Here is a 25,357-nt window from a genome sequence, read left to right on the forward strand (position 1 = left end):
TTGATACTTAAGTGCAATTGGTGAATAGAAAGGATAGTATTGTGATACTTTTGGTATCTGCATTGAGATGATTGGAGCGAAATGGACGAACAACTATCATTAGAAATATGTAAATTGCTTAAAAGAGAGCTTAAAAGGTGCAATCTTTCCTATCGCACACTTGCTACGGAACTTGAGATCTCAGAAGTGAGTATTAAAAGGTTACTTAACAGTTCGCAACCGCTGTCAATTCAGAGGTTAGTGACGATTGCTAACCTCACGGGCAGACCGCTATCAAAGCTTCTTGCAGAAGCAGAAGAGAATGTCGCTTCAATTCCCGTTTTCTCCAAAGAACAAGATGACGCGTTTTTTGATAATCCAGCTCTTTTCTCATTTTGGTCAGAGTTGGCGGAAGACATTTCCGTTCAACATATTCAAGAAAAACACAGATTAAACGATCCTTCAGTGCACCTGTATCTGCGACAACTGGAAAAGCTCAGCCTTATCGACATTGGCTGTAATAATGCGTGTAAGTTGCTTTTTCCCAAAGAAACCGCGTTTATAAAAGGGGCTAGATACCCCGTTTATTTCACCTCGCAGGTGTTAAGTGGTCTACAAGAACGAGTCATTAACTTGCCTGAGTCTGATGATGATGCCTTTCTCACCAGCTTCAAAGCTGAGTTAACGAAAGATGAGTTTATCGAGATCAATAACATGTTAGATAACTGGCTGTTTAACAAACTACGTGAAAGACAAGCGTTTGATGGTCGAAGTTACGATGAGGTGAAGCCTTATACATTTGGTTTTATGGGAGCGCAGGGTGAGTTTCATGGGCAGATGCCACCAATATCGAATTTAGTCTAGCGGAATGCTAGTGATGACAGCGATTAAAGTCAGTGAAGAAGGGCCGTTGTAACCGTTAGATAGATAAAACTAAGGCCTCGCGATTGCGAGGCCTTTTTGTTCCGGCTAAAACTAAAGCTTAATCGAGCTTAACGGAAGCTTGGGATAATCGCCGGAATACCCGGTAGAAGGCCAACCAACGCCATCACACCACTTAGCACAATAAACATAATGCCAGGTAATACCCAACGGCTCATTCTACTCAGTTCACTGCTACGTTCTTTACAACCGACTAAGCCTAAGTTATCCAACAGCATGGTGAGAGCCCAGCCAAATGCAGGGTTAACGAGCGCTGAAGAAAATACAACTATCGCTGCCGATTGTGTGGTTTTCCCTTCTCGTGTCATTTCCATTCCAGCTTCTAACAATGGCACAAATACTCCAACAATGAGCGCAACACACAGCACAGGTTGCCAGATAGCTAAATCCATCGGGTAGCCCCAAACTGCGGCGATGATACAAAACAGAGCCGTCAGCAAAGCGCCAGCAGGAATAGGGCGTTTAGCAATCGCCGCCGGTACAATATAAGTACCCCATGAAGACGTAAAGTTAGTACCACCAAGCAGAGAACCGAACGTTTGACGAATTGAAGCCGTGGTCATGGTGTCATCAATGTTCATATGTACTTTTTCAGTACGTTTTGGATAGCTGATCTTTTGAAACACTTGATGCCCTAGAAAATCTGGCGACCACATAGCCACGGCTAAAATAGCAAAAGGTAAAACCACCATGAAATGTTCTATCGTCGGTAAGCCTAGCATCCAGCCGGTATCTTCTCCCCACCAATACATAGGGTTCATATTGGGTAAACCTGGCTCGGTTTGAAAAGAAAACGGTGCACCCATGGCAAAAGCTAAAGTACCACCTAGCAAGCAACTAAGAGGTACGGCTAGCCAACGCTTACGGAAATGTTCCAATAACGCGTATAAAATAATGGTGCAAAAGATCACGACAAAAGCAATATGGCTCATGCCGATCCCCTCTGCCCACGCGAACAGTTTTTTCACTTGAGAAGCGGTTCCAACAAAGCCGAGGTAGAGCAGTAAACCGCCACACACGCCTTTACTGGTGAGGTTTGCCAACATGCTGCCACCTTTACTGATGGCTAAGATTAAGCCAAAAGCGCCAATCAGCAACCCAAAAGCCATAGGGTGTCCACCTGCTGCAACGACAATCGGAATTAATGGGATGAGTGGACCGTGTGTACCGGCGAGGTTAGCGGTCGGCAGTAAGAAGCCAGAGAAAAGAATAATGAAAACAGAGGCGATGAGCAGTTCATAACGAACATTTTCTAAAATGAAGCCTTCATTTAACCCAAGAGCTCCGGCAAAGGTTGCTGCAATGGCGCCCACCATCACAATCTTACCAATGGTTGCTGCCATCGCTGGGATGGTATCTTCTATCTCGAATCGATAATCTTTAAACGGTAAATTGGGACGCCAGCGTTTAGGCGACATGATTTGTAATTCGTGCTCTAGATATTGTTCTCGGGAATCAAATTCCGAGCTTGGTTTATGCTGTTGTTCATAAGTGAGTTCACCCTCATTGGCTTGAGGCTTATCTGTTTGTATATGTACGGACTCTAAAGTACTGCTCATTTTGATTCCTTTCGTTCACACTCTAAGGTGTGTTATTCCAACAAACGTTATTGACTCACGCAGAAGCGCAAACAATGCGTCAACTTATAATTAAAAATTCATTAACATTTAGATGTTAGTACCTTATACCAAACCAAAAAAAACAAATAGTCTCAGTTAGTTAGACATTAGTCGTAGAGTTCTAAGGTTAATATGAAAGACGGTAAACAGTATGAATTGGCTTGTTTGTAGGCGATGAATTTATGGGTAATAAACGAATATCTAACAAGAAATTCTTGGTGTTAAAGAATCAGAGAACGTCCATCGACGAGTGCTTTTTGGGGTAATGTTTTTTGTTAAAATCCATTGATAATAATTCTCATTACGGTATTTTATGGGCTCAAATACACTCATTGTTGCGGAGACCAACATGGAACACTCGGATATTACTCAACTGCTTATTCCAAAGAGCGATTGGGCATCGCCTGATCTTTTTCTCTATGAAGGGGAAGACAAACTTCATCTGAGCTTAGAAGGCGCAATTCAATACAGTGGATTGAATAGCATTGGTGGCGTGGTTCTAGGCTTTAGGATGATCCAACATGCGGTGCAACTCGCGGCGGGTGAGCAGTCTTTGCAACGTGATGGCATCAGTGTTTATACCGCGTTCCCTGGACGTGGTGCTCAAGATGCTTTTGAGTACACATGCCGCGCACTGCGTGATAGGCGCTATTGCTGTGATACCACATTGCATCACCCAGCAGCGCAAACCGGGCAACGTGGTCAGTTCTTGTTTACGCTTCGCTTGAATGAACAATCTATGGTGATGACGCCAGCAGACGGACTTCCAAGAAAAAGTTATTTTGAGGCCGACAGACACGCACAAGACGGTCGAGAGGCAGCATTGAGATGGCGCGATGAGAAGATCAACTTTGCCAATACGCTCTTGAGCTTGTCGCCAGAAGAGTGCTTACGCGTGTTGTAATTCTTTGTTCTCACTTACAGGATGAGCTCAAAAACACAATGAATAACAAGAGGTCGCTCGCTTTCAAGTGGGCGACCTTTTGTTTTATCAAGCGCTCACGAAAAGTAGATTCCTAGTCGTGCTTAGGCTTGCTGGAATGACTCACTTTTAGTTTAGTGCGGTAGTCTAAAGTCTATGAGTTTGAGCAATCAACTTAAGCTGCCCGATCTCAATCCACGACACATAGAGGCACGCAGGTGGTGCAGTTTTCAAAGCATTACACAGCTTACAGTGACACGAAGTGGTATGATCTTGCTGAAAGAACTAAAAAGCTAATGAATTAAAGGATGAGTACGATGGCAAAAACGATCTCATTGGTACTGGGTAGTGGTGGCGCAAGAGGCTTGGTTCACGTTGGAATCATCCGCTGGCTCATTGAGCATGGCTATCAGATAAAATCTATCTCTGGTTGTTCAATTGGCGCACTTATCGGTGGTGTCTACGCGGCGGGTAAGTTGGATGAATTTGAAGAGTGGGTCACCAGTATCGACCAATCGGATATGGCGATGATGTTGGACTTTTCATGGCAATCGAGTGGTATCTTCAAAGGGGACAAGATCATCGACACGCTGCGTGGATTGATCGGTGAGATTTCAATTGAAGATCTTCCTATTTCTTATACCGCTGTTGCCGCTAATGTCGCCGATGAAAAAGAAGTTTGGTTGCAATCAGGCTCTCTGTTTGATGCCATCCGCGCTTCTATCTCTTTGCCATTGTTCTTCACACCCCATGTTATTAATGGCGAAGAGCTGATTGATGGTGGCGTGCTTAATCCCGTACCGATTGCGCCAACCTTCGGAGATAAGACAGACTTTACGCTAGCTGTGAATTTAGGTGGTGAACCTGAAACGGTTAAGCAGGAAACGGCACCTGTTTCGCTACCAACAAAAGAGAGTAACCTGCACGAGAAGGTTGTTCATTTTATCGATAATCTAGGTAGCAGTGTGAAAAGCAAAATGAGTTTCAATTTTGCTGCCTACGACATTGCTAACCAAGCGTTTGATGCGATGCAATCGACCATTGCTCGCCAAAAATTGGCAGCTTACCCTGCCGATATTACGCTTGAGCTTCCTCGCAATGCCTGTGGCACATTAGAGTTTGATCGATCACAGGAGATGATAGATAGAGGCTACCATTTGGCACAGGCAATACTGGGCGACAGGCTTTAATGGGAGGTAGTGACGTCCCTATGCTGCCGTAAGCTCAAAATTTTTGGGCTTCACTTCAAATGCCTGCCGCCATCAAGGTGCAAGGTTCTTCCTGTCATGTAGTGGCTGGTCAACACAAACTTGATGCCATCTATTATTTCCTCAAAGCCCGCTTCTGTGGGAATCAGTGCTTTTTGTAGAGCCTTGGCTTTGTATGCCGCATCGTCATGTTCATTGAACTTAATCATGGCTGGAGAGATGGTATTTACTTTCACCTTGGGAGCTAGCATTGCTGAGAACGACAGAGTTAGGTTGTTGAGCGCAGCTTTACTGGCAGCGTAAGCGATGTGTTTTTTACTGCCTTTTTCCGCAACGTAATCACTGATGTGGATGATGTCTGAAGTTTTATCGCCAGACATCAGTTGGTCTTTGAGTGTTAGATTGACTAGGTAAGGCACGGTAGCGTGAACTGTCATCATCTGGTTCATAATTTGCGCTGCGTTTTCACTGGGGTTTTTCTTGCTCTCTGGTTTCCAGTCTGAAGCGTTATGTATGATGGCTCGGAGCGTTTTATATTCTTGAACAACGTAATGAAGAAAGCCCTCTACGTCGCTTTGTTGGTAAAAGTCTACCTGCTGCAAGTCGGCTCCATCGTCGCGTAACAGTTGCAATTGAGGATAGTCGCTTCGGTATGTTCCGACCACTTTGTATCCATCTGCTAAAAGTTGTTGCGCCAGTGCGAAGCCTAGTCGCTTTCCCACGCCGGTTATTAGAATCGTTTCACTCATCTTAAAAACTCGGCTCTAGTTTGAGGGTTAGTTTTGAAGATACCACCGAGAGCGGTCGTTGAGGTTTCAGAGTTTGCATCCATAACGCCTCTGGATTTAACGCAATAGTGGGTTGCTTTAATCGTCACAGCCACGTTCTCTGTTTCAACGAGAGTCTGTATAGCAACTAAGATTTGCTGGGTAAGACGTTCTTGAACTTGAGGACGCTGAGCAAAGAATCGAACGATACGGTTGATTTTAGACAGCCCAAGAATCTTGTTTTCAGGGATGTAGGCTACTTCTGCTAAACCATCAATGGTAATGAAGTGATGTTCGCACGTCGATGTTAAGTTTATGTCCGATACTTTAACCATTTCATCAACTGACATTTTATTGTCTATAACACTGATTTTAGGGAAATTATCGTAATCGAGCCCTGAAAAGATCTCATGTACGTACATCTTTGCAATGCGATGGGGCGTTTCAGCGAGGCTGTCATCGGTTAAGTCCAGTCCAAGCGTACTAACAACTTCCGTTAAAAGCCCTTTGATTCGGTTGTACTTTTGGTCGGGAGTCATCTCGCTTGCTGTCATTGGGGTTTCAAGTCCTTTTGCGAGCAAAGCTTCTCTAACTTTTTCTGCTTCTGTGTTTAGCATGACTCTCTCCTTATGAATGATTGTCGTTGTCTGCTTCGTAGCTCAGGGTGAGCGAGACGGAGTCGGCAAAACGTAGCGCATGAGGCTTGTCAATTCTCACTTGAGCGTATCGCACCCATGAATGGTCGATACAAATGCCGAGCACATCGCTGGTTAATTTTTCTAAAAGCAGAAACCTTCCAGACTCAACGTGTTGAATTATCTTCTTACAGATGTTTTTGTAGTTAAGCGCGTTGTCCACATCATCAGAGAGGCAAAGGTTGTTTGCGGGGTAGTGGATTTCTGCATTGATAACGATGTCTTGCTGCTTAGACTTTTCTTCTTCGTTGAAGCCGATGAAGGTTCTTAGTCTGAGATTTGTGATGGTAATAATGGCGTTGTGGTTCATAACAGTGTCCAATCCTTAGGAAGTGAAGTCAGTTACGTGCTTGTTTTAAGAAAAGATCAGTAAAGCTCACGCGATTATGAGATCAGCCGTTCTTTATAGGCAGTTGTAAGGACTAAGTGAAACTGAGCTTAAAAGGGACGGATTTGGTTTTCTGGCTAAACTGATCGAAGTTATCCCAGAGATGCTGAAAAGAGATGTCTAGAGTGGGATGAAGTTCTTGCGCGGCAACATCGACTAACGGTCTGAGCACAAAAGCGTACTCGGTTATCTCACCTCTTGGCAGTTCTACTCCATCGATAATACCCACTTGATCACCATAAAGAAGGATGTCGATATCCATTGTTCGTGAAGCATAGGCTTTAGTCTCACGCTGGCGTCCATTTTCTGATTCGATTTGATGTAGAACCTGAACCAGCTCGGCGACAGGGAGGTCACATTCAAACCCAACGACTAGGTTTAGGAAGTTATCTCCTTCGAAACCGACAGGCTCGCAATCGTAGAAATTAGAAATGTGCAGGGGGGCGAAACGATGATTCAATGCTTTGAGAGATTCGGTGATGTGATGTTCGCGGTTAATGTTGCTTCCAATGCTTACATAGACGGTGACCATAGTATTTTCTTCCTTTTAAGAAGCTTATACGTCCAACTCGCTATGAAGATCAGCTATGTATCCGTTTAATGTCAGAAAGATAAAGATAAAGATAAAGATAAAGATACAGATAAAGATAAAAGAAACCCCCAGCTTTTTCGCAAATTTTCCGATTTTTGAACCCGTAAAAGGGGGCTCTAGTTTGGGGAGAATTCATTGATACATAACGTCAACCAACACCTTAATAAATCAGCTATTTTGTCCAACTAGATCTAAGACTAATTAGAAAAATGTAGGTCGTATTAATTACTATTGAATTGGGAGATTAATATCAACTTCGAAATATTGCTCTTCTGGATTGACTACTTTATATGAATCAAACCTGATTCTATTATCCAAGCTATAACCACTGCTAGGCAGCCAAACATTAAAAACGCCTTTATAGTCATGTGCTATGTCACTTGGGTTGCCTTTAGCTGTATAAGAGGCAAACTTCCCGCCTTTGATAACACGAGTGTTTGTGGTTACATGAGGCGGTAAAACAGTATCACCATCTATTTTTATACAGATATCATAAACACAACGACTTTTGTCTGTGATATTCGGGTCGCTGTAACACACATCAATTAACTGTGAATCATCTTGGATGAGACTCCTATGCTCGTCGATAAATTTCGGCCATTGATGAAGAAGATCACCATAGTCACCAATGTAGCGTCGGTAGAGTACTCGTATATCTTCTAGGTCTCGAATTACAGCATTTTTATTATAGTATTCAAACTCTTGGTATATGATTTTTGACCCGTCGAAATGGCTTACCAAGTCAAATTTCTTATCTTTTTTGAGTTTTCTATATTTTGCTGGAGAGATCCCGTGGTGCTTAGTAAATGCTGAGCTGTAGTTGGATGAGCTGTATCCGTAGCCTAAGCCAATATTGGTAATACTATTGTTTGTATTAGTACCTAACACGATGGCACTGTCTTCCATTTTTAGGCGTTTGATTAACGAGTAAATACTCTCGCCAGTAGATTGTTTAAATAATCTACTAAAGTGAAATTTTGATAAATTGCAATGGTTTGCAACTTCTTCTACACCTAGCTCGCTGGTTAGGTTATCGAAAATGTATTCAATGGCATTGTTAATGGTTTTATTTGTTACTTCCATATAAATCGTTTCGTATATCCATAACTTGGTTGTGTGTTGATTCAATACTTGCGCCTGGTTTTCTCAATACAATTTAAATTTGGAAAAAGCACAAATTCAGAAGTAAAGAGGTAGCAAACTTCGTATTATCACTGGATTGGTAATGATAATGATTATCATATCAAAAAGGAAGGACATTGAGAAAGTAGCTTTGAGATCATCAAATAGATTCGTTTGTTGTCTTGACTGGTTGCTGGGCGAGTGTCGGGTAATCGCGAGTATTAGGATTAAAAAAAGCATGACTCAGTTTTCTCAATCGGTTCCAGAGAGCAAAACGTTAATCTATAAAAACCAAGGTAAATTTGACCAAGTAGAGATCGTTTGGACCGACAAAGACGTACCGCGGATCCAAGCCGATAACTATGAAAGCTTAGGGTTTGGTTATGGGTATGCTCATGCCAGAGATCGGTTGATTGAACTTGTGGGGCAGGCTATTGCAATGCGTGGTCAACGCTCTAAATATTATGGACCTGAAGCCTTTTCGACCTTAGGTTTTCTCAAAACTACCAACCTCAATTCTGATTTAATGTTCAAGCTTAGGGTGCCCGATGAATGGGTACAAGAAGAGCTGAAACAATTAAACCCAGAGACTCAAGATTATGTTTTTGGTTATGTAAATGGCCTGAATTACTTTGTTGATAGTCTATCTGAGACAGAATACCAACAGATCGTTGGTCAAGAACCTATGGTTAGATTTGAAGTCGAGGACGTTGTTCGCTTTACCATGCGTTTTGGGGTAATGAAGGAGCTGATTGAAATTGGCCCTCATCTAGTTGCATCAGCTAATGTAGTCGCATCAACCAACTCAGTTACACCAACTAATTTAAATACGCCAGCAAATGGTATTAACGCTAATACCCCAAGCGATATGATTTCCCCTCATAGCACACCAGTTGAAGTCGAAGGAGGCTTTGGCAGCAATGCTTGGGCCTACGGTGGCGATTTTGTTGAAGATGGTCGTGCAATCTTGGTTGGTAATCCCCATTCTGCATGGCAAAGAAATCCGCATCAATTACGTATTTATATGCACCAGTGTCATCTCACGATTCCGGGTGAACTTGATGCAGCAGGCACCACTTTCTTAGGTTTTCCGCTACCGCTGACGGGGTACAATGCCGATGTCTCTTGGAGTATTTTGGATGCCGCGACAGTTACACCTTACGTGATGCAGCTTATGGACGTTAAGCTTAAGCAAGACTCGTTCAAGTATTTGGTGGATGGTGAATACCAGTCTGCGACTATACGCAGAATCGATATTGAAACACGACAAGAATCTGGTGAAATCACCATTCAATCCTACCAGTTTGCACAGTCACATTTAGGGACGCTTTTCCATCTTCCTCAATCACCAAACAAGCCAGCAGGTTGGTATGCAATCACTAATCCAGGTGAGAGAAATGCTAAGGGCTTGGATCAGTTTTTATCGGCGGCGAAGGCTCGCTCAACCCGAGAGTTTATCGAGCAGATAGAGCAACACCGCGGCGTGCTTTGCCAGCTTGTTGTCGCAGATAAACATGGCGATGTGGGTTACGTAGTGGCGGGTAATGTTCCACCGATCACCGACGAAGTTATGGCAAGCGCTCATGTAGGTATTGAAGGCGTTGCGTTTAACGTTTTGGATGGCAGCCAAACTAAAAACTCGTTCCGTGATAAACACCAGAGACCACTGCAAGCCGCTAAATCATTTTATCCCAACATTATCTCTCGTGGCATTATCCATAATACCAACAACAGCTATAAGTACAGTGAGTTTGGTAAGCAGCAGCCTGACTATCCATCTGTATTTGGCCAGCATAAACAGCAGCACACATTGGCAGCCGCAAGGCTCGACTATGATCCTCGCCTAATAATGTCGTATAAGCGAATCAAGGAGATCAGCTCGAATGGAAAGATAAGTGCTCAACAAGTGCTAGAGGTAGTGTTTGATAATCGCAACTATGCTGCTGAGACTTTCCTTGATTGGCTATTAAGTTTAGAGCCGAGAGATTGTTCAGCACTGACCAAGCAAGCTTTTTACGTGCTTGCGAATTGGGATAGGAAAAACAACGCAGACAGCCGTGGGGCGTTATTGTTTCATCAGCTGTGGGGCAAGCTTGTTCAGGCGAAGCTGGTTAGAGTGGCAGGGTTTGGTGATCCAGAAGTGGACTCAGAAATCTCAACTACACTACAAAGCCAGAAAGTGATTTTGGCTGCGCTAGAGCAGTCTGTTATAGAGTTAGAGCAACTTGGTTTTGCATTAGATACTGCGTGGGGGAGCGTGCTCTATCAGACCGCAGAAAACCACCCAATAGCCATGCATGGCGGATCTTATGAGCAAGGTATTCTCAACGGAGAAATGCCCGCAGAGTTAACCCGTGAAGGTTTTGCCTACATCTTGTTTGGTACAGCATATCTTCAGTTAACCCAATGGAAAGATGACACGATTGTTCCACAGGTGTTATTAGCACATGGTCAGCGCGATGGGATAGATTCAACAGCACGCACATGCCAGTTGCAAATGTTTCTTGATAAAGAACTATACGCAATTCCTTATAGCCCCGAGCAGTGGGACAGCACCCACGTCACCGATAGAATTACGATAACCAACGCAGACCTTGCTTCCTAATTTATTCTATTTAACTCGTTATTTTTAAAAATATATTTATGGGTCTTAATCAATAATGAAAAAGATAATCTTAACTTTGGTCACTGTACTGACAGCCACAGTTTCAACCGCTGCGCTAGCCTGGCCAAAGAGCTTTGTTAATGACGATGGAAGTACGACAATTATCCCAGCAAAACCAGTTAGGGTGCTATCTACCTCGGTCAGTATCACAGGTACCTTACTCGCCATTGACGCACCTTTAATAGCAAGCGCTACTGATATTACAGGGGGATTTTTTGGACAATGGCAGTCAGTTGCTAATCAACGTTCGGTAAATAAGTTGTGGCCGGCTGGTAGTGTGGACATTGAATCTGCCTATATTGAGCAGCCAGATCTGATTGTTGTATCTACATCTGGTGCAGATTCGGCGCTTAACCAAGTTAAAGAGCTTCGCTCCATTGCCCCAACTATTATCGTAGATTACAGCACTCAATCTTGGCAGGAATTAGCTAAGCAACTAGGCGATGCGTTGGGCAGTGAAAAGCATGTTGAAGATATTGTTGCTGAATTTGACCAGTTGGTTGCGGACGCTAAAGGGCAATTAAACTTGCCTGATGGTAGAGCTAATCTTATTAGCTACCACGGACCGGGAGTGACCAATGCAGTAGCGCAATCGGAAGGGGCGCATGCGCTATTACTCTCGGCATTGGGATTTGAACTCGAATCACCGGATCATAGTTGGCATACCGGCCCAGCCTTTCATAGCGATTTTGTTTTAGTTAATTATGAAAAGTTGACCCAACTTAAGGCTGAAACTAGCTTTTTACTTGAGGCTTCTGACGAGCGAGCTCAGAGCTTGATGTCTGATGCGGTATTGAAAAACTTACCCTCGGTGAAAAACCAGCAAGTTTATGGGTTAGGAGAGAACACCTTTCGAGTGGATCTCTACAGTTCCAGAGACATTATCAAAAATATGCTTGCGCGATTTGGAAGCTAGTTAATTATTGTGTCAGAAAAAAATACCGATTGAAATGAATCAACTAGCCCATACTGTTGCTCGAAGAAATAAGCGACAAGTAAATATCGTTTTGATTGCTGCCCTTATTAGTTTGCCTGTTTTAATGCTAATCAGCATATTTATTGGTTCCCGAGATATTGCAGTAGCAACAACCCTTAAAGCGTTGTTTTACTTTGATGACACCAACTCTGAACACCTCGTTGTTCACCACTTGCGAATTCCTAGAACCTTGCTTGCTGTGGCTGTAGGAGCCGCGCTTGGTGTTTCGGGTATCATCATGCAAGCGATCACTCGTAACCCATTAGCTGACCCCGGGATCCTTGGTGTCAATGCTGGAGCGATGACTATGATCGTGCTAGGTATTTCCATATTTGGGGTGACGAACTTATTAACTTATGTGTGGTTAGGGTTGTTAGGTGCTGCGATCACAGGTGTGTTGGTCTACCTTATCGCAGGAAAAGGGAGAAAGGTTGATGCCGTACGAGTCGTTTTATCAGGTACTGCACTAACGGTTATGCTCTTGGCTGTCACCAGCCTAATCACTATCAATAGCCATCAAGAAGTATTCCACCAGTACCGTCATTGGTCGGTCGGGTCATTACAAGGGCGCAGTTATGATGTGTTGTATTCGGTTTCTCTATTTATTGGGGTAGGGCTGTTGTTGTCTTTGGCATTAGCTAAGCCTCTAAATTCAATTGTATTGGGTTTTGAAAAAGGTCTGACACTAGGTATCAACCCTAGATTTGTCTGGGCTGGTTCATTTATTGTTGTGACAATATTGGCGGGTAGCGCTACGGCAGCAGTAGGACCTATTAGCTTTCTTGGTTTGACTGCCCCTCATATTACCAAGTTGATGGTTGGCTCCGATCATAAAAAACTTCTACCTACCTCTATGCTGATTTCAGCTTTATTGCTTCTCAGTTCCGATATATTGGGTCGTATCGTTGGTTACCCAGATGAAATAAGTGCCGGTATTATGGTTGCATTAATCGGTGGACCGTTTTTCTTGTACTTGATTAGGCGTTAGTGTGTTTACAGTTACTAAAGTGCTTTCTTCTCGACATTTGTACGCCTTGCGGTGTAAGTCTGTTTCCGTTGTGATGAATACAAAGAATATATCGATCGCGGCTATCATGGCCCTTGGCTTGTGTGCTCTTATTTTTTTTGCCCTTAGCGTGGGAAAATTACCGATCACTGTTCATCAGGTTTTGGAGTTGTTACTTTCTTCGGATCGAACTGACGGTGGCTTTCAGGCTAAAATCTTGTGGGATATCCGCTTTCCTAGGGTCATTACTGCTGTGTTTGCCGGCGCCGCTCTTGGGGTTTCTGGCGCGATCTTCCAGTCTATCTCCCGTAATCCATTAGGATCTCCCGATATTATAGGTTTCACCTCAGGAGCGGCTGCTGGAGCGTTAATTCAGATCATCTATTTTTCCGGTGGTTCAATTCAAGTTGCTATTGGAGCAATTGTCGGCGGTTTTGCAACGGCTGCGGTAGTACTGGCTCTATCTTATCAAGGCGGTACTATCAAGCGTCAAAACCTAGTGCTAACTGGCATTGGCATTGGAGCAATACTCAGTGCGTTTAACGGTCTGTTGCTAGTGAAAGGAGAGATAGATAGCGCTATTACAGGCAATCTATGGTTGGCGGGATCGCTGCATGCCAGAACATGGGAACACGCATTACCAGTACTATTTGGAGTAGTTTTGCTTTTACCGCTAGTCAAGCTATTTTCAGCGGCAATGGCTGGGCTAGAACTAGGAGAGTTACGTGCCCAGTCGGTTGGCATTCGAGTATTAAAACTTCGACTGATAATGACACTAATAGGCGTTGCACTTGCGGCGTTGGCAACGGCATCTACTGGACCTATCGCTTTTATTGCCTTGGCTGCTCCGCAACTGATGGCTCGGTTAAGAAATACAGCAAACTTACCCATTATTTCATCAGCGCTGATGGGCGCTTTGATACTGCTTATTGCCGACCTTATTACTCAACTATTGCCAATTGATCTCAACTTACCAATAGGGAGAGTGTGTGGAATTATTGGCGGGTTTTATTTACTTTGGCTTATCACCAGAAGCCGATAACTCAGTAACTTATTATGACTATTTTTGATTCTGTAACGGATGGACATTCAACACTCAGCGCTGAAAATCTAACGCTTGGATATGGCTCAAAGATCATATGTGAGGCTCTCGATGTCACTATACCGAGTGGGCAATTAACGGTCATCGTTGGACCTAATGGCTGCGGTAAGTCGACGCTTCTAAAAAGCCTATGTCGCTTGCTAAAACCAAAGCAGGGACATGTGATTTTAAATGGTGAACAGATCCAGCGTATGCCGAGTAAAGAGGTCGCTAAAATGTTAGGTTTTCTGCCTCAAAGCTCTCCCACCCCAGATCGGGTTACGGTGGAAGAATTAATTGCACGTGGACGCCATGCTCATCAAGGATTATTTAGCCAGTGGAGCATAGAAGATGAGCGTGCAGTAAAACAAGCGATGCGTGTCACACGTGTTGAAGAGTTTGCCGAGCATTCGGTTGATGCTTTGTCTGGCGGTCAACGGCAGCGGGTCTGGATTGCGATGTTGTTGGCACAACAAACGCCAATCCTAATGTTAGATGAGCCAACGACCTATTTAGATATCTCCCACCAACTTGAATTGCTTGAGTTATTTAAAAAGCTCAAGCAACAGCAGGGCAACACCATCGTTGCTGTACTACATGATTTGAACCAAGCTTGCCGCTACGCCGATAACCTGGTTGTATTGAGTGGCGGTAAAATTGTGGCTCAAGGTTCCCCTAATGAGCTAATGACCGAGTCTTTAGTTAAGCAAGTGTTCGGCTTAGATAGCTTAATTATTTCAGACCCAGTCACAAGTACACCTATGGTTGTACCTAAAGCTCCCTTGATACCAGACGTAGTGTGAGTCTTAACTAGCTTTCACCTGACTCTTTGACCATATGGCAAGATGTGATACCACAATAACCTGATGATTTTCCGTTAAATTGTCGGGAATTCTTCAGCATTCGACTCAGTAAAATTTTCGCGTAACTCGTTATCGTATTGACCTCCAACAACCCAATTCGTTTGTTCGTTCGAAAAGCACAAATTCAGAAGTATGTGCTTACAACCCTTAGTAAGATACGCCTGTAAATGAGAATTGTTATCAAAAATTGAATCCAAATAACAAGATAACTAAACCGTACAAATCAGAGACATGTGCGACTAAAAGTAAGCCAGCACTTCGGCTAAATACTTATTTAGAACATGGTCTTATTACTATTGCCACGTGATAAACGTGTCGGAAAATTAACAAGCAGTGCGAAGCCGTACCCCAACGAACTTTAAACCGAGGTAATGCAAGCCAAAGTAGCTTGTTATACGGCGACCAGAAAAAATCTAGGAGAATGACCAAATGGAATTAGTGCCTATAGAGCGCTTAGCGAAAAGCCAGTCAAGCAGATACCCACTCAGTACTCTTGCTGCATCAATTGCAGTTGTCTGCTTTGGTATGCAATCAGGACTTGCCGCTGCCGAAGAAGAGACCAAAGACGCTATAGTACCTACTATCGTGGTATACGGTGACAAATCCGAGCGTGCTCTCCAAGAAACCAGCGCAAGTGTTGTTGTTTATGACCAAGATTCAATGGAGGAAAAGGGCATTAATACGACTCAGGACTTACTGAGAATGAGCCCAAACATTGTTGATACTGGCTATGGAAACCAGATTGCGACGGTGCGAGGAGTTGATGGCTCTGGACCTGGCGTGGGTGCTGCAGCTTTTATTTCAGGTTCAAAGCCTAGGCTAAATGTCTCTTTAGATGGACGATCGCTGACCTACAATGAACTCGCCTATGGGCAAAATTCAATGTGGGATATGCAGCAGGCAGAGGTTTATCTTGGTCCACAAAGCTATATACAAGGTCGAAACTCCATTGCCGGAACAGTAGTTTTGAAATCTAACGCCCCTATTTTTGAGCGTCAATTTTCAGTTAAAGGTGGTTTGGGAAACAATAGCCTCCAACAGACCGCCATCGTATATAACGATGTTCTGGTGGATGATCAGGTCGCATTTCGTATTAGTGCTGATAGGCAGTATCAAGAAAGTTCTGTAGCGCTGGTTAGCTATGAACCTGCGGGGGATTCCAAAGAAATTGAGTCAAACGTCATTCGAGCTAAGTTACTTATCGAACCTGGTAAAATACCGGATCTATCTTCGACGCTTAGCATTTCACATAATGACCATCGTGCTCCGCAGGGTGAGTATGAGCCTGACGATTCACAGTTTGCCCCATTCCCTTCGAAACGTCCGGTGTCTGAAGGACATTCGAATAGCTATGTATGGGATCTAACCTACGCTGCGACATCTAATATCGAGTTGGCATTTAACACCAACTATACTGATTTCGAAATCGAACGTATTGTTCCAACAGGTGATAGATTCACCGCAGAAATTCAAGGTAAGGAATACCATATTGAGCCAACCATTAGATATGTCTCTGATTCGGAGCAACTGGATCTTTTAGCTGGGGTAAGATATTTCAGTAATAGCCAAGATGATTTTATTGATGGCATGGGTTCCTATGAGGATGAAACTAAGACCCAATCTGCTTACTTGCAAGCCATTTATAACCTAACCCCAAGCTTGGTACTAACGGCGGTCGGTCGTTATGAAAGTGAGAAACGCTTTAGGCAGGGGGGGAGCGGGGCGTTTGCTCTAGAGCTTGATAAGACCTATAACGACTTCCTACCTAAGTTAGCCTTGGCGTGGCACTCAGACAAAAACAACACCTTTGGTGTGAGTGCAGCAAAAGGATTTGGCTCAGGTGGTGCCGGCGTTGATTTCATTGCAGGGTCAACGTACATGTTCGACAAAGAATCTGTTTGGAACTATGAAATATTTACTCGTCATCGCTTAATGGATCAAAGTCTGCAGCTGACAACAAATGTGTTCTATAACGACTACGACAATTTGCAACAGTTAACTGGCGCAGAGATCTCGAACTTGGATGATGCAAAGTCTTATGGTGCAGAAGCCACAATCGATTGGTATGCAACACAAGACTTGAGTGTCTTCGCTAATATGGGTCTATTGAAAACTGAACTTAGCGATAGTACCCAGAATATCTATGAAGGCAAAGAGTTTGCTCGTGCTCCTGGGTTTACTGGTGCTGCAGGGCTGAACTATTGGCTAAGTAATTTTGAGTTCAATGGTAACGTTCAGTACGTTGGAGATTACTACTCAACGACAGACAATAACGAAGTAGGAAAGATCTCTGGCTATACCACTGTCAATACATCTATTGCTTATGTATTCGATTATGGCCATGCCAAACTATTTGCGAATAACTTGTTCGATTCAAACGACGTTATACTTTTCGAAGCTCGAGGAGAGGTATATACCGCATCCCCACTTCTACAAAAAGCGCGCACAGTCGGCTTATTGGTGCAGCTTGACTTCTAAATCCTAAGCACAGGTCAGCATTGATGATGCTGGCCTTTTTGGGAGCACAGAGCCACTAACAGATCTACATTGCGGTTGTGAACGACTCGTTTTATCCATTAGTGCGACAGTACTTTCATTAAATAGAAGTGATCTAAGACTTAAACTCTGACCTCTAGCTACTCAATCTCTACTACGTTCTGTCGCTGATAGTGATAGAATCTCCGCATCAAAATTATCGAGAAACTAGGTATTTATAAACAATGTTTATCCATCATGCTAACGGCATTGACTGGCTGGTGATTACAGCTTTTGAAGAACTGAAAACTATGTTTATCGAAGAAGCAGGTACAATTCCATCTTGCTTCTCTACCATTAGCGAATTGAGCCTGATTGATCAAGCCAAGCGTGCTTACGGATATTTGCCCACATTCAGCGGCGTAATCACCGATACTGGCACCTATCAAAGAAAGGGTAATGAAGAAGATTTGAACCCACAGCTTGCCTGCCTAGTTGAGGGGCGTGGTAGGGTGTTTATCTATCATGGCGGCTTTGTGGCTTTTGTGGATGACGAACAAACGTTCATTACCCGAATGGACTGAACATAATTCAGCAACTTGAAATGGGTAAATTGGCGAATTGGTATTCATTCTTGGCAGCATGAATACCGTAGAACTAGGTCCAACAGCTAAGTACGGTGATCATTTATTTCCTGGTGATGAGAAAATTTCGTATGGCATAAAAAGGGGCGAAGAGAAGGCAGTTATCGGAAAAACAGCGGGACTCAGTTATTATAGTTGGGCATTACAAGGCTGGTGGTATTATCACTAAACCCGTCAAAATTTTTGAAGAAGACCTCGCCAATGCGAGGTCTTTTTTTGTTATAAGCTTAGCTATCTCAGTGTATGTTCCAGCTATATATCTAGAGCTTCAATATATAGCTAGAGTTCAATAAATAGTTAACCTTGCAATGAGAGCTAGCGTTGCAATATTGAGGTGTGTGTCGTTCCGTTTACCGTAGCATTAGCAACGATATTTAGCTTACCGTCAGCGCCATAAAATACAAACTTAGGCACGGTGGTGTATGTGTTACTTCCTATTGTGGTATTCGGAAGAGTAATTGTTTCTGACAGATTCAAATGGTTTGAAGTCAACACCATTACCTTGTTACTTTGACCTTCAAGAGAGTAAGCAATTTTGGTGCTATCGTGTGATTCGTCCAGAGTCTGAATTGTAGAAGAGTAAGGCCATGAGCTGAGTTCTGGCAAAGTAATTTTTCCTGCGTAAGTCATATCAAGCCCAGCATTACTTGACGCGTTCAATCTTACTCCACACTGCGTGTAGATGAATGTTCCAGTATGGTTAAACCAGAAATTATCACAGAAACTGTAATCACCATGGTAAGGGGAATCGACAGGGCTTGCTGGGTTTTCCGGGTCAGAAATGTCCGTCTTTGCGACATCTTCAGGGCTAATATTCGTATCTAAACTGTAGAAAGCTTGGCTGTTAGGGCTGATTTTGAGTACTGTTTTTTCGTAGTACCCCCAGTCACTTCTAGACTCTACAGAGCCGCTATCAAGGTTAATGACTTGTAGGTCAACCCATTGATCCGTTTTTGGTAAAGTCCAAACGTAACTACCATTAGTAGTTAAATCAAAAATATCATGAGAATGGTAGATATTCGATACTTGAGTATCTATTGGCGAAGAGACGTTGTATTCAAGTGTCGTTATCATCGCGTCATGGCCGACCACAAAGCGATTAGTACCATTGCTGTTATCAACAGTGACGGCTGATGGCGATCTATGAAGATCGATCTCATAAGCTGTAGCATCGTTCAGACTATAAAAGTAGATCGCGTTCTTTGGACTATCAGATACAACAGCAATTACATTTAATGCATCGGAATAAATCGCATCGACAGTGTTGTGGGTCGGTGCATTATCAAAGTCGATAACGGAAATGCTTGGTGTTGTTGGGGTGCCTCCATCAGGGTTTGGATTTGGATTCGGATCAGGGTTTGGTGAAGTGTTGTTGATCTTGTAGCTAACAGGAACGGTTAATGGGCTGCCTTCAATCGGATAGTTACAATTATAGTCGTAACACACATCTACATTAAGAGTGGCGCTAAATGAGCCAAAGCCAACTACTGATGGCGTTTCTAAGCTCATATTAAGCCCGATATTAGAGGGACTAATGAAAGGGGTAACGGATGTAATAAATGAACTATTGGATCGAGCTTCTACACGAAGGTTTTGTAGGTCAGAACCTGAAAGGTTGATGGCATCAGATACATTCTGGTATACGTTTACATCAGTGAGTTCTGCTACTGTTTCAATTTTAGGAACGGCAAGTTCCACTTTATGATCCAGTGTCACTTTGTTGGTTAAAGTGATGGCGACTGGCGAACCAGAATAGTGTTGGCTACAGTATTCATCGTGACAAATTGCAAACTGAGCTGTTGTAGATTTTGTCCCGTTACCAACTTCATAACCAGGTTTTAAGTATACGCTGACGTGACCCGTTGCATTGTTATTGATGTTGTATTCAACACGAGATATCAAATTCCCACTGTCATTCATGATCCCATAGTAGAGGTTATCCCCTGCGTTATAGTTTACGCTGAAAGGGATGTTTACAGAGGGTTGTTCAAACGCGCCAGATTCCATTTGATAGCTGGTTTGTGCAACATTAACTGCAGTAGTTGATGAACCGCCACCTCCACCACCGCACCCAACTAAAGCTAACATAGATAATGCTGGCGTCATCTGATAAAACTTATTCCATATCATATAATTACATCCAATTTATAATACCTAAAATATTGATGAATTTAATCATATTGGTGCAACTGCATGCAATGCATCTTCTAGTGGTTTATGTCGCATTTCTTGCATAATATTAATGACTTATGTCGTTAATATCGATATTCAGAATTGAAAACTGAAGTGAGTCGTTTCACTGGTAAATTGAACTTATAAAAATGAAAGTTTTCGCCTTTAACATAAAGCTTTTACGAAGCATTCAGCGGGTAATAGTTGGCTAAAATTAAAGCTCTAAAAATATTGTTAGAGGAAAATAATTCGTATTCGTGAATGAATTTTTACTCATTTAGGTTGGTTGAATAGGATTGTAGTTATTCAAATGACTTTTCGGTATGCTGTGTTTAATAATGTAGCAACTTTTATAGCGTGAAAATATGGGTACACTTACGGCTCCAGTTTCAAATTCTACGACAGCCGATCTTGAAGCAATTTCATTACTGACACAGCTTCATGGTGACAAAAGCTCAGAGGCGATAGATTTCGCACGTAGCCGATTAATGCAGATAAGTAGTATGCATGGCGTAGAGTTAGAGCCTTATTACACTCAGTACCTAAATGCGGTGGACGCGTTTGGGCAGGGTGATTTCACTTTAGCGACTTCGTATTTTCAAGATTTTATTAACCATAAAGAAGTGGATGTTCCGATATCACTGGTCTCCTACGCCAGTATCTATCTTGGAAGCATTTTTGCATCACAAGGCGATTTCTATCGTGCTTTGCCTTATTTTACTAAGGCAGAAATGGACACTCGCGCCACAGATCACCAGTTAGGGTTATTTTTAAATCTTAATATAGGCAGTGTATATATCAGCCTTGGTGACTATGAAAAAGCATTAGAATACAGTGAAAGTGCCATTGAGCATGGTGCGTGTGTGAGTAACCCAGTGAATACCAGCCTAGCTCTATCTAACCTTGCTATTTCTTTAGCGAACACTGGTAACCTTAAAAAAGCTTTAGACACAATAGAAGCCGCTGCTGAACTCTCTGTAAAGGAGGCGTTTATGCAGGGCTATGCACTGAGTAAATTTTATCAAGCGCTTATTCTTTCGTTAATGGAGAAAACACGAGATGCTTTTGATGCGTATAAAGCCGCTTTTGAATTGATAACAGCCCATGCAGATACCTACCTAAGAATTGAGTTTTATAGCCGGTATGCTCAGTTTTTGCTTGAATGCGGACATGTCGAATTTACCATAACGTTTTGTAAAAAAGCGCTTAAATCAAACGGTATTAATGGCAATAAACAAATCAAAATCTCTCTCTTAAATACGCTAGCTGATTGCTATAAGAAAATCGAAGATGCCACATCAGAAAACGAAATATTAAGGCAGTCTTGCGCGCTATACAAAGAGCTTGCCGATGATTGGAAAAATAAAGAAGTGAGCCATGCTAATTCTATTCTTAACCATGCAAGGGTAGAAAATGAAGTCACTAACTCAGAGCTGTTCACCAGGCATTTATCTCATTTAAATGAATTAGGGCAGTTGATAGCGAATACAGAAGATAAACCCCAAGACATGTTGAGGCTATTTGAAAGTATTGGGGAGCTTATTCCATGCAGCGCATTTAGCCTTGCGTTGTATAGAAAAGATCGCAATGTACTCGACTATAAATATCTGTTGGAAGAAGGGGTTTTTCAGCAAGGGTTTGAAGTTGAGTGTGAAAATGTGTCTAGGATTGGTATTTATGCATTAAAGCATAATGCAACGGTTGTATTGGATACATCCAGTGATAGGGAAATTGGACAATATCTTGATGTGTCTTGTTCGCCTAAAGGTACTTGGGTTAATGGGGACTTAGAAGACTCTGGAACTTCAGTGATTTGTACACCTGTTGCGTTTAATGGGGAAATCTTAGGGGTAATAAGTATTCAAAAAAATCAAAGTTATTCTTATCAAGATTTTCATGTTCAAGTAGCAAGTCAGTTAGCCAATTATATTGCGGTTTCACTGAAGAACCTTTACCAGCATCAAGAGCTTGAAGATAACCGCCTATATATGGAGCAAATTTATCATACCGATCATCTTACAGGGCTAAAAAACCGCTTTGCACTTAAACCCTATTTAGAGAACCTTAGCGAAACGTTTGGCGCTGGAGTAGAAATGTCCACAGTATTACTTGATGTGGATTACCTCAAAGCATTCAATAACGAATATGGGATGACTTCAGGGGATGATTTGTTGGTGACATTTGCGAATATTTTACGACATGTGGCGAAAGGAAAAGGTGAGGTGTTTAGAATTGGGGGAGATGAATTTGCAGTAGTCTTACCGTCTTCTGGCCCTGGCTTAGGCATAGCCGTCGCTCATGAAATTAAATCACACTTGAAGCTCAGCGCGATTAAACATAGAGGCGCAGAAGTTGATGCTATTGCCATTGGCGGCAGGGATACGTTAGTCACATGTACCATAGGCGTTATGGACTCACCCTTTGCCGGTAATACCGCTCAGTTTGAACAAAGCATATTGGTGGGAGAAAGAGCGCTCATCAAAGCAAAGAAAAACCAACGAAACAGTTTACTACGCTATTCGTATTCAAATTAATCTTCTTTGAATATGATATTTGTTGCTAGATATTATGGTATCTAGCGGGCTGTTGTTGAGAATAATGTTAAATCAAGTTGCTGATTTAAATGAATATAACTCTTTTCGTTTAAATAATAACAAAATAATTAGTTCGGATTAATAATCTAAATTATTAGTTGAAAGCAGTTTTTTGGACTGCTCTTTTGAGTGTGGATAGTGTTTTTTTGGTTAAAAATGAAGTTTTATAATGCTCTTATCTAACTGATTTGACAGATTAATTGCCCCAAATAAATAAAAAGTTGGCGAAAATCATAAGCTTGGCATACACTTTCCTTGTAAACACCTATATCTTATTGATTGGATAGGGTAAATGCTTTGGCGCTACTGCATTAGTAGCAATGTTTAACATAGCTTTGAGGAAAGTTTTATGGCACTCACGAAGGCCGATTTGGCTGAGAACCTGTTTGAAAAACTGGGATACAGCAAGCGGGATGCCAAGGAAACGGTTGAAGTGTTTTTCGAAGAAGTTCGTAAAGCACTCGAAAATGGCGAACAGGTAAAACTATCGGGTTTTGGTAACTTTGATCTAAGAGAGAAGAGTGAAAGACCTGGACGTAATCCGAAGACTGGTGAAGACATTCCAATTTCTGCTCGACGTGTTGTTACGTTTAGACCCGGACAAAAATTGAAAGCTCGAGTCGAAGACATAAAAATCGAGAAGTAAGCCAAGCAATAGACCACGCCAAAGCGTGGTCTTTTTGTATCTAAAGCCTGTCAAATCGATATCGTTGGTCGATATAGGTAAATTGAATTTTTGTATTTAATAAAAAGCTCCCTTATCGCCCTTGATATCAAAGGCGAGTAAGGAAGCTTGTATGATGTTGGTTATTCAACTACCTAACTACTTAATTATCTAACTAAAAAGTAGATAGCAGGTAAAGTTTTAAATTGCCTTGTATATTTAGCTTAAGCAGCCTTGATATGAGTAGTTATATAAGGTTGCCACGCCTGTTGGTACAGTTCTAATGATTGACGTCTCAAGCTAGTAATCTGCGCAGCTTCAATATCATTCACATTTCTTTTTTCAGCAATGGCATTTCTTTCGATTCCCTGAATGATTTCATAAAGGTCATGTTCTGGACCACTTTTAACATCAGCAATGGCTTTAAGGTGAAGTTGCACTTCAGCCACAATGTTGGTTTTAGGTAATCGAACTAGTAGGTTTAAATCACGGTAGCCAGAGTCGGCTGGTGTTTTAAATTTGTTTTTAACTTTCACAACGTCTGCTTCACGGCTTAAAGCTTCATAGACTTCAACTAAGCTTTCGACATCATTAGCCACAATGGTGGCACGAGCTAAATCCGTTATTTTTGAAACGTCGCCATTTAGCTCTAGTTCAATTTTTTCTTTTGCACGATTATCAGATTTAACGCCAGCGAATAGGGCATCTGACTGAGTAAGTAACGCAGTACTCTTACAGATGGTCTCTAATTCAGCTTGGGCTTGGTGTGCTTTCGAATAAAGAATATCGAAGTCAGTGTAAGGTTGAGTTGGTTTTGAATCGAATGCGCGGATACCGTAAAGCCCACTTAAACTATGACGAAATACTTTTGAAGATATTTGATTTTGTGCCGGTGCACGAGATTGCTCAGCTGAGCTCGTTGATACAGTTGCTGCGAATGCAGGCGCTCTACTTAATACTAAAAGCATTAAAGCAGTGGTGCGGAGAAATAGACTCATTCAAACTCCAGAATACACGGTTACTAAAAGGAATACTTAAAGGTTGCAACCAAATATAAATTAAGAGAAAAATGCTCTACTAAAAACTATATGGGGTGAGTTTTAGTAGAAACCAACCATAACGTCTTATAAATAATCAAAATGTGAACTGGTAGCCAAAGTCATAATTAGAACAAGGAGTAAGCCACGGTTAAACCGATGTATCACTATTAGAAACGTCGAGTTTTGGTGCCGTTTCGTGGCGTTAAGTTACTTGCTCTTACCTTGCTATCCTGTACCCTTGCATTATGACAACTCAATATGAATGAAAGATGAATAATCCTGATTTTTGGCACAATAAGTGGGCTGCAAACCAAATTGGTTTCCACCTAGAAGATGTAAACCCATTATTGCTTAAGTTTTGGCAACACACCTCTCCAAGCTATGACAAGAGAGTGCTGGTGCCTTTATGTGGAAAAAGTGAAGACTTAATATGGCTAGCTTCTAAGCATGAAGAAGTACAAGGTGTTGAATTAAGCCAAATTGCGGTACGTTCATTTTTTGCTGAACATTTATATACACCAACGGTCACTAAGATCAGTGGGCAGCATGAGTTGTACCAATTTGATGAGTTAAGCATTTATATGGGGGACTTTTTTAGTGCTCCAGTAGAACCCGTTGATATTATTTATGACCGCGCATCCCTAGTGGCATTGCCTAGCGAAATGCGTGTGCAATATGCAGAAAGGTTGAAACAATTGCTGAAGCCTGGCGGTAAGATTTTATTGGTCACTCTAGATTACATACAGAGTGAGATGTCAGGTCCCCCGTTTAGCGTGCCTGAACAAGAAATTGAGCAGCTATTCAGTGGGTTTAAACTGACTAGATTGAACCAAGATATTGCTGGAGCGGATCACCCTAAGATTGCCAAAAAATGGCTGACTCGATTCTCGGAAGAAGTGTATCTTCTTGAAGACATCTAATTCGTATTAGATAGGCTTCATAA

General features: G+C 42.3%; 21 protein-coding genes. 13 read left to right on the plus strand and 8 right to left on the minus strand.

Annotated elements, in window-relative coordinates:
• Positions 1-81: 81 nt before the first annotated feature.
• Entirely contained in the window at positions 82-843 is a 762-nt protein-coding gene (locus L4C37_RS12110) for a helix-turn-helix domain-containing protein (RefSeq protein ID WP_273296585.1), read from the plus strand.
• Between the two features lie 128 nt (positions 844-971).
• Here L4C37_RS12110 and L4C37_RS12115 read toward each other — a convergent pair whose 3' ends face one another.
• Positions 972-2,480, minus strand: a complete 1,509-nt coding sequence (locus tag L4C37_RS12115; protein ID WP_372266276.1) for a DUF3360 domain-containing protein — start codon at positions 2,478-2,480, stop codon at positions 972-974.
• 409 nt (positions 2,481-2,889) lie between these two features.
• Here L4C37_RS12115 and L4C37_RS12120 point away from each other — a divergent pair, with 409 nt between their 5' ends.
• Both L4C37_RS12120 and L4C37_RS12125 read left to right on the plus strand, forming a co-directional pair.
• On the plus strand, positions 2,890-3,444 hold the full coding sequence (locus L4C37_RS12120; protein ID WP_273296583.1) for a hypothetical protein: 555 nt from the start codon (positions 2,890-2,892) through the stop codon (positions 3,442-3,444).
• A 335-nt stretch (positions 3,445-3,779) separates the two neighbouring features.
• Complete coding sequence (locus L4C37_RS12125) at positions 3,780-4,652, plus strand: patatin-like phospholipase family protein (protein WP_429768728.1); 873 nt, start codon at positions 3,780-3,782, stop codon at positions 4,650-4,652.
• A 50-nt stretch (positions 4,653-4,702) separates the two neighbouring features.
• On the opposite strand, the gene folM is transcribed toward L4C37_RS12125, so the two are convergent.
• The 5 genes from folM to L4C37_RS12150 form a co-directional block, all read right to left on the minus strand.
• Entirely contained in the window at positions 4,703-5,419 is a 717-nt protein-coding gene (gene folM, locus L4C37_RS12130) for a dihydromonapterin reductase (RefSeq protein WP_429768729.1), read from the minus strand.
• Positions 5,416-6,054, minus strand: coding sequence for a GTP cyclohydrolase I FolE (gene folE / locus L4C37_RS12135; protein WP_137372653.1), 639 nt, complete (start codon positions 6,052-6,054; stop codon positions 5,416-5,418). The genes folM and folE overlap by 4 nt, the downstream gene beginning before the upstream one ends.
• 10 nt (positions 6,055-6,064) lie before the next feature.
• Positions 6,065-6,442, minus strand: coding sequence for a dihydroneopterin triphosphate 2'-epimerase (folX, locus tag L4C37_RS12140; protein ID WP_137372654.1), 378 nt, complete (start codon positions 6,440-6,442; stop codon positions 6,065-6,067).
• A gap of 112 nt (positions 6,443-6,554) precedes the next feature.
• Positions 6,555-7,052 (minus strand): 2-amino-4-hydroxy-6-hydroxymethyldihydropteridine diphosphokinase, encoded by a 498-nt coding sequence (folK, locus tag L4C37_RS12145; protein ID WP_429768730.1) that lies wholly within the window; start codon positions 7,050-7,052, stop codon positions 6,555-6,557.
• A gap of 288 nt (positions 7,053-7,340) precedes the next feature.
• The gene (locus L4C37_RS12150; RefSeq protein ID WP_429768731.1) at positions 7,341-8,240 is read right to left on the minus strand and encodes an AraC family transcriptional regulator; all 900 of its coding nucleotides are present in this window, start codon (positions 8,238-8,240) and stop codon (positions 7,341-7,343) included.
• A gap of 232 nt (positions 8,241-8,472) precedes the next feature.
• Here L4C37_RS12150 and L4C37_RS12155 point away from each other — a divergent pair, with 232 nt between their 5' ends.
• From L4C37_RS12155 to L4C37_RS12185, 7 genes are all read left to right on the plus strand, one after another.
• Positions 8,473-10,839, plus strand: coding sequence for a penicillin acylase family protein (locus L4C37_RS12155; RefSeq protein WP_429768732.1), 2,367 nt, complete (start codon positions 8,473-8,475; stop codon positions 10,837-10,839).
• Positions 10,840-10,894: 55 nt separating this feature from the next.
• Positions 10,895-11,815 (plus strand): Fe2+-enterobactin ABC transporter substrate-binding protein, encoded by a 921-nt coding sequence (gene fepB / locus L4C37_RS12160; protein ID WP_429768734.1) that lies wholly within the window; start codon positions 10,895-10,897, stop codon positions 11,813-11,815.
• Between the two features lie 34 nt (positions 11,816-11,849).
• Positions 11,850-12,863: a FecCD family ABC transporter permease gene (locus tag L4C37_RS12165; protein WP_429768735.1), complete on the plus strand. Its 1,014-nt coding sequence runs from the start codon at positions 11,850-11,852 to the stop codon at positions 12,861-12,863.
• Between the two features lies 1 nt (position 12,864).
• The gene (locus L4C37_RS12170) at positions 12,865-13,923 is read left to right on the plus strand and encodes a FecCD family ABC transporter permease (protein ID WP_429768736.1); all 1,059 of its coding nucleotides are present in this window, start codon (positions 12,865-12,867) and stop codon (positions 13,921-13,923) included.
• Between the two features lie 14 nt (positions 13,924-13,937).
• Positions 13,938-14,765 carry an ABC transporter ATP-binding protein gene (locus tag L4C37_RS12175; RefSeq protein ID WP_273296109.1) on the plus strand — a complete coding sequence of 276 codons (828 nt, stop codon included), beginning with the start codon at positions 13,938-13,940 and terminating at the stop codon, positions 14,763-14,765.
• A 489-nt stretch (positions 14,766-15,254) separates the two neighbouring features.
• Positions 15,255-17,303, plus strand: coding sequence for a TonB-dependent receptor (locus L4C37_RS12180; protein ID WP_429768737.1), 2,049 nt, complete (start codon positions 15,255-15,257; stop codon positions 17,301-17,303).
• Between the two features lie 242 nt (positions 17,304-17,545).
• Complete coding sequence (locus tag L4C37_RS12185; RefSeq protein WP_429768738.1) at positions 17,546-17,884, plus strand: cytosolic protein; 339 nt, start codon at positions 17,546-17,548, stop codon at positions 17,882-17,884.
• Between the two features lie 375 nt (positions 17,885-18,259).
• Here L4C37_RS12185 and L4C37_RS12190 read toward each other — a convergent pair whose 3' ends face one another.
• Positions 18,260-20,074, minus strand: coding sequence for a hypothetical protein (locus L4C37_RS12190; RefSeq protein ID WP_429768739.1), 1,815 nt, complete (start codon positions 20,072-20,074; stop codon positions 18,260-18,262).
• Positions 20,075-20,481: 407 nt separating this feature from the next.
• On the opposite strand from L4C37_RS12190, the gene L4C37_RS12195 reads away from it, so the two are divergent.
• On the plus strand, positions 20,482-22,650 hold the full coding sequence (locus L4C37_RS12195) for a diguanylate cyclase domain-containing protein (RefSeq protein WP_429768740.1): 2,169 nt from the start codon (positions 20,482-20,484) through the stop codon (positions 22,648-22,650).
• Positions 22,651-23,059: 409 nt separating this feature from the next.
• Positions 23,060-23,356: an integration host factor subunit alpha gene (gene ihfA / locus L4C37_RS12200; RefSeq protein WP_137372666.1), complete on the plus strand. Its 297-nt coding sequence runs from the start codon at positions 23,060-23,062 to the stop codon at positions 23,354-23,356.
• Positions 23,357-23,598: 242 nt separating this feature from the next.
• Here the strand turns inward: ihfA and L4C37_RS12205 are convergent, their stop codons facing one another.
• Entirely contained in the window at positions 23,599-24,372 is a 774-nt protein-coding gene (locus tag L4C37_RS12205; RefSeq protein WP_137372667.1) for a RelA/SpoT domain-containing protein, read from the minus strand.
• A 311-nt stretch (positions 24,373-24,683) separates the two neighbouring features.
• On the opposite strand from L4C37_RS12205, the gene L4C37_RS12210 reads away from it, so the two are divergent.
• Positions 24,684-25,334, plus strand: coding sequence for a thiopurine S-methyltransferase (locus L4C37_RS12210; protein WP_429768741.1), 651 nt, complete (start codon positions 24,684-24,686; stop codon positions 25,332-25,334).
• Positions 25,335-25,357: the final 23 nt, after the last annotated feature.

Origin of the sequence: Vibrio kagoshimensis (assembly GCF_050337535.1) — a bacterium.
Lineage (GTDB): Bacteria > Pseudomonadota > Gammaproteobacteria > Enterobacterales > Vibrionaceae > Vibrio > Vibrio gallaecicus.